The following is a 6,175-nucleotide window of genomic DNA, read 5'->3' on the forward strand; positions in this document are numbered from 1 at the left end:
TCGATGTCCGGGACTCCGGGTCGCGCAGTCCCGGAGTCCCGTCAGGAGAGGAACGAATCCTCCGGGATGAAGCCGCCGTCGAGAACGGCGACGAGGTTGCCCACCTGCTCGTTCTTCGTGCGGCCCAGCCCGCTCGGGGTGATCGTATTGGTCAGCGATATGCCGTCGAGCGCGTCCTCGTAGTCGAGCTTGCCCACCGAGAGCATCGACGCGAGCATTCCGTGCGTGTCCATGCCGTTCTCGGGGTTGGCGCCCGGGCTGAACGGAGTGCCCCTGCGGTGCCCCGAAGGGAAGCTCCCGGTGTTCCGGCCGTAGACGACGTTCGACGTGATGGTCAGCACCGACTGGGTCGGGATGGCGTCGCGATACATGGGGATCGCCTTGATCTTGTCCATGATCGTGTGGACGATCGTCGCGGCGATGTCGTCGGCGCGGTCGTCGTCGTTGCCGTAGGTCGGGAAGTCGCCCTCGGTCAGGTAGTCGACGATGAGCCCCGTCTCGTCTCGGACCGGCGTCACCTTCGCGTACTTGATCGCGCTCAGCGAATCCGCGACGATCGACAGGCCCGCGATGCCGCAGCCCATAGTGCGCACGATGTCGGAATCGTGCAGGGCCATCTCGACGGCCTCGTACGCGTAGCGATCGTGGCAGTAGTGGATGATGTTGAGGGCCTCGACGTAAGTTCCGACGACCCAGTCGAGCATCTCCTCGTACTTGGCCCACACGTCGTCGAAGTCGAGCGGGCCGTCGCCTCGGACGGGCTCGAAGCCTTCGACGATCTGCTTGCCGGACATCTCGTCGCGCCCGCCGTTGATGGCGTACAGGAGGGCCTTGCCCGCGTTCACCCGCGCCCCGAAGAGCTGCATCTGCTTGCCGACGCGCATGGGCGACACGCAGCAGGCGATGGCCGCGTCGTCGCCCCAGTGCCCTCGGATCTGCGGATCGGACTCGTACTGGATCGACGAGGTCTCGATCGAGATCGCGGCGCAGAACTCCTTGTATCCCGCGGGGAGCTCCGGCGACCAGAAGATCGTGATGTTCGGCTCGGGGGCCGGGCCGAGGTTGCGCAGCGTCTGGAGCAGCCGGAAGGACGTCTTGGTGACGAGCGTGCGGCCGTCTTCGCCGAACCCGGCGTCCGACCAGGTGGCCCAATAGGGATCGCCCGAGAAGATCTGGTCGTAGTCGATCGTGCGGAGGAAACGGGTGATGCGGAGTTTGATGACGATGGCGTCGATCATCTCCTGGGCGTCGGACTCGGTGATGAGGCCCGCTTTGAGATCGCGCTCGAAGTAGACGTCGAGGAAGCCGGACAGGCGCCCGATCGACATCGCCGCGCCGTCCTGGCTCTTGACGGAGGCGAGGTAGCCGAAGTACGTCCATTGGACGGCCTCTTTGGCGTTCTTCGCCGGGCCCGACAGGTCGAAGCCGTAGAGCTCGCCGAGCTTCTTCAGCTTCTTGAGCGCCTTGATCTGCTCGGAGTGCTCCTCGCGGTACCGGCACCAGTGCTCGGAGAACGGCTGGTCGGCGACGGCGTCCTTGGCGGCCTGCTTCTGGGCGATGAGGTAGTCGACGCCGTACAGGGCCACCCGGCGGTAGTCGCCGATGATGCGGCCGCGGCCGTAGGCGTCGGGCAGGCCGGTGATGACGTGGGAGGAGCGAGCCGCGCGGATGCGAGGCGTGTAGATGTCGAAGACGGCATCGTTGTGCGTCTTGCGGTAGCGGGTGAAGATCTTCTCGACTTCGGGGTCGACCTCCTTGCCGGCCTCCTTGATGGCCTGCTTGACCATCCGCCAGCCACCGTTGGGCATCATGGCGCGCTTGAGGGGGACGTCGGTCTGCAGGCCGACGATGACGTCGTCGTCCTCGCTGATGTAGCCGGCGGGGAACGCGTCGATGTCGGCGGGTATCTTGGTGTCGACATCGTAGATGCGGCGCTTGCGCTCCTCGGAGAGATAGGTGGACTCGAGCGTGTTCCACACCCGAAGGGTTTTATCGGTCGGGCCCGCCAGAAACGAGGCGTCGCCCTCGTAGGGAGTGTAGTTCTTCTGGATGAAATCCCGGACGTCGATGTTCTCGGTCCAGTTCCCGGGAATAAAGCCTTCCCACGCCTTGGTGGTGACGTCGACGGCTGTGTCGGTTTCCATGGTTCACTTCTTCTCTTCGTAGGGGACAGAGACCTGATGGATAGGTCCATTGTCCCTCCCGGTACGCCGGTCTGTCTCCCCCCGAAAGGTGTACGTCCTGTCACATTCGCGCCATCGTCGCCGTCGCAAGGAAAGCTCGGCCGTCAACGGCATGTGACGTCCATCCAATCGTTGTCAAAATCACAGAAAAGAACCCCCGTTCCAGTGTCGCAGACGGCCCGCGCGGCATTCCCCTCCTCGGCCCACGGCGGATCGCTCATCGGCCCACGGCGGATCGCTCATCGGCCATAATGGGAAGGGGCGATCGGGCGCACCGGTCGCCCCGCACCCGGAAGTCGAGGGAGGCGGGGTATGTGGCTCGTGTTCGCCCTCGCCTCCGCCCTTCTCGCGGGCCTGACGTCGATCCTCGCCAAATGCGGGATCCGCGAAACGGACTCCGACGTCGCCACCGCCGTGCGCACCGCAGTGGTGGTCGTCTTCGCCTGGACCATGGTGGGCGTGGCGGGCTCCTTCGGGCAGATCGCCGACATAGACGCGCGCAGCCTGCTGTTCCTGATTCTGTCGGGTCTGGCGACGGGCGCGTCGTGGCTCTGCTACTTCCGCGCCCTGCAGATCGGCGACGTGAACAAGGTCGTCCCGGTCGACAAGTCGAGCACCGTGCTCACCATCGTCCTCGCCTTCGCCTTCCTGGGCGAACGGGTCAGCCTGGCCACGGCGGCGGCCGCGGCGTCCATCGGCCTGGGGACCCTCATGATGGTCGAGAGGAAGGACGTCGCAGACCGACCGGAGGCTCGCAGGGGCGGCTGGCTGCCGTTCGCCATCCTGTCCGCCGTCTTCGCGAGTCTGACGGCCCTGCTCGGCAAGGTGGGGATCGAGGGCGTCGAGTCGAACCTGGGAACCGCCGTCCGCTGCGTGGTGGTCCTGGCCATGGCGTGGCTCGTCGTGCTGGCCAGGGGCAAGGGCGGGCTGGTCCGGGCCTCGCCGAGAGGCGAACTGGGCTTCCTGTGCCTGTCGGGCCTGGCGACGGGCGGGTCGTGGCTCTGCTACTTCCGCGCCCTGCAGGAGGGGCCCGCCAGCGTGGTCGTGCCCGTGGAGAAGCTCAGCGTCCTCGTGTCGATCGGGTTCGCCTTCGTCGTCTTCCGCGAACGGCTCACCCGCAAGGGCTTCGCCGGCCTGTGCCTCGTGACCGCCGGCACGCTCGCCATGGTCGCGCTCTAGCGCGGCCGCGGTTGCCGGCACGCCGGCGAGGGCGCCCTCCCTACCACACGCTCACCGTGCGCGAGTAGACGACGGCGTCGTCCTGGCTCTTGCCCTGCACGGTGATCGACCGCGCGACTCGGCTGGGGCCGTTCTCGTCGTACTCGAGATCGCAGGCGTACTTCGACACCTGGCCTCGCCGCTCGAGCTCGTCGACTTCCGCGTCGCACCGCATCTTCTCCTCGGCGGCCTCCGGGGTCACGTAGACGCTGTTCATGGGGCCTTCGAAACCCCCTCGTTGAGGCGGCACGAGGAAAACGCGCGCCAGCGCTCCGCGTGCGACCAATGCCCCCGCCTTATCGGGCGAATCGACCGCGGCGAAGTCGACCTTGACCTTCTTCTTGCGGCTGAAGAGTCCCAAAATGCTGTCCTCTCATAGGGTTGCACAATCGCGTCAAGCTCACCTGACGTCGCCTCGGCCTCCGCCGGTTCCCGGGCCGGCGCGCGGACGGCGCCCCCCGCCCCACCCGGACCGATCACCCGCGGGGGCGGCATCGGCGCCGAGACCGGCCGAGTGAGAAGAACGCGGGCACCATGCCCGTCGCGGGCACCGGCGCCCCTCGCCTCACTCCCATTCGATCGTGCCCGGGGGCTTGGACGTGCAGTCGAGCACCACCCTGTTGACTTCGGGGACGGAATTCGTGATGCGCGTGGAGATGCGCGCCAGAACGTCGTAGGGAAGGCGCGTCCAGTCCGCCGTCATCGCGTCCTCGGAGGAGACGGGCCGCAAAACGATCGGGTGGCCGTAGGTCCGCCCGTCTCCCTGCACGCCCACGGAGCGCACGTCGGCCAGCAGGACGACGGGGCACTGCCAGATTTCTCCGTCCAGCCCGGCGGCGGTGAGCTCTTCGCGCGCGATGAGGTCGGCTGCTCGCAGCGTCTCCAAACGCTCGCGCGTCACCTCTCCGACGATGCGGATTCCGAGGCCCGGCCCGGGGAAGGGCTGGCGCGCCACGATCTTCTCGGGGACGCCCAGCTCGCGGCCCACCGCGCGGACTTCGTCCTTGAACAGCGCGCGAAGGGGCTCGATCAGATCGAAGGCCATGTCCTCGGGCAGGCCGCCCACGTTGTGGTGGCTCTTGATGTTCGCGGCCCCTTCGCCGCCGCCGGATTCGACGACGTCGGGATAGAGGGTCCCCTGGACGAGGAATCCGACCTCGCCGCCCTCGGCCCCGATCTCGGCGATCAGCCGCTTCTGGGCGGCCTCGAAGGAGCGGATGAACTCGCGCCCGATGATCTTTCGCTTGGCTTCGGGATCGCTGGCCCCAACCAGGGCCGCCAAGAAGCGATCGGATTCGTCGACGGTGACGACGCGGATGCCCATGCCCGCCGCGTAGTCGCGCTCGACCTGCTCGCGCTCCCCGGCGCGCAGCAGCCCGTGGTCGATGAAGAAGCACGTGAGCTGATCGCCGACGGCGGCGTGGACGAGGGCGGCGGCCACGGACGAGTCGACGCCGCCCGACAGCGCGCAGATCACCTGAGCGCCGCCGACGCGCCGACGTATCGCCTCGACCTGCTCGTCGACGATGCTGCCGGGCGTCCAGACGGGTTCGAGCCCGGCGCCTTCGTAGAGGAAGTTCTCCAGCGCGGCCTGCCCGAACCGGGTGTGGCCGACCTCGGGGTGCCACTGCAGGCCGAAGAGTCTGCGCTCACGGTTTTCGAAGGCCGCGACGGGGGTCTGCGAGGTCGAGGCCGTGACCTCGAATCCCTCGGGGGCCGCCTGGACGGCGTCGCCGTGGCTCATCCACACGACCTGGTCCGCCGGGGTCCCGTCGAAGAGGCAGGAGCCCTCGGCCACGCTCGCCTCGGTGTGCCCGTACTCGCGGGTCCCCGTCCTCCCCACGGTCCCGCCGAGCGCCTGCGCCATGGCCTGGAAGCCGTAGCAGATGCCGAGGATCGGGACCCCGGCGTCGAAGATGGCGGGATCGAGCGAGGGCGCTCCTTCCTCGTAGACGGAGGAGGGGCCTCCCGAGAGGACGATCGCAGCCGGATCCTCGGCGAGCATGTCGGCCGCGCTGGCCGTGTGGGGGACGATCTCGGAGTAGACGTGCGCTTCGCGCACTCGCCGCGCGATGAGCTGAGCGTATTGCGCACCGAAGTCGACGACCAGGACCGGACGGGGAGAGGCGTTCACGCGTCCAATGGTACGCCGCGGCACGCCGTCCGCCCCGCCTGCTTCGCGAAAGGGCTGAATTCCGGCGAACGTGCCCATTTTCACGGGAAGGCGTTCCCTCCCGTTCTTCGCAGGCCCCGCCGGTGTGGCACAATCATCGAGGCGAGATACACCACCGAACACTCCCGACTGGAGTCGGGCTGGAAGGATTTTGCACCGTGGCACACTGCGTGTACTTCACTGCCGCCGAGACCGACTGCGACACCCAGGCCCTGGCACTGGCCTACCTCGAAACGCTCATGGCCTCCTACCCCAGGGTCGGAGTGTTCCGCTCCTTCACCAACGGCGCCATCGACGACGATGCCGCCTTCCTTGAGCTGCTGGCCAGAGCCGGCCGCAGCCAAGACGCCGAACGCGCCTGGGGGTCGACCCGCGAGACCTACGTCGCGAGCGAAGAGGACGCCATGAACGCCATCGTCCAGCGCTTCACCGAATACGCCGAGGATTTCGACGCCGTCCTGGTGACCGGCCTCCTCGACGGGGACCCCGTCCTGCCCGGCTCCCTCGACCGCGCCGGTCGGGCCGCCGCCAACCTGGGGACGACCGTCGTCATGGCGGTCTCCGGAGCCTCGCGGACGGGCAGGCAGGTGGCGGCGACCGC

4 protein-coding genes and 1 pseudogene are annotated in these 6,175 nt (G+C 67.9%); 2 read left to right on the plus strand and 3 right to left on the minus strand.

The features are described from left to right. Nucleotides 1-41: 41 nt before the first annotated feature. Entirely contained in the window at nt 42-2,144 is a 2,103-nt protein-coding gene (gene pflB / locus HMPREF0043_RS02380) for a formate C-acetyltransferase (RefSeq protein ID WP_021601233.1), read from the minus strand. 351 nt (nt 2,145-2,495) lie between these two features. Here pflB and HMPREF0043_RS02385 point away from each other — a divergent pair, with 351 nt between their 5' ends. Beyond that, nucleotides 2,496-3,362 (plus strand): EamA family transporter, encoded by an 867-nt coding sequence (locus HMPREF0043_RS02385; protein WP_021601235.1) that lies wholly within the window; start codon nt 2,496-2,498, stop codon nt 3,360-3,362. Nucleotides 3,363-3,402: 40 nt separating this feature from the next. Here HMPREF0043_RS02385 and HMPREF0043_RS02390 read toward each other — a convergent pair whose 3' ends face one another. Both HMPREF0043_RS02390 and guaA read right to left on the minus strand, forming a co-directional pair. Beyond that, nucleotides 3,403-3,762, minus strand: a complete 360-nt coding sequence (locus tag HMPREF0043_RS02390) for a hypothetical protein (protein ID WP_021601236.1) — start codon at nt 3,760-3,762, stop codon at nt 3,403-3,405. A 204-nt stretch (nt 3,763-3,966) separates the two neighbouring features. Continuing rightward, entirely contained in the window at nt 3,967-5,535 is a 1,569-nt protein-coding gene (gene guaA / locus HMPREF0043_RS02395; protein WP_156897481.1) for a glutamine-hydrolyzing GMP synthase, read from the minus strand. 197 nt (nt 5,536-5,732) lie between these two features. Here guaA and HMPREF0043_RS11380 point away from each other — a divergent pair. Continuing rightward, nucleotides 5,733-6,175: pseudogene (locus HMPREF0043_RS11380) on the plus strand (phosphate acetyltransferase); the annotation flags it as partial.

The organism is Actinobaculum sp. oral taxon 183 str. F0552 (assembly GCF_000466165.1).
Classification (GTDB): Bacteria; Actinomycetota; Actinomycetes; order Actinomycetales; family Actinomycetaceae; genus Peptidiphaga.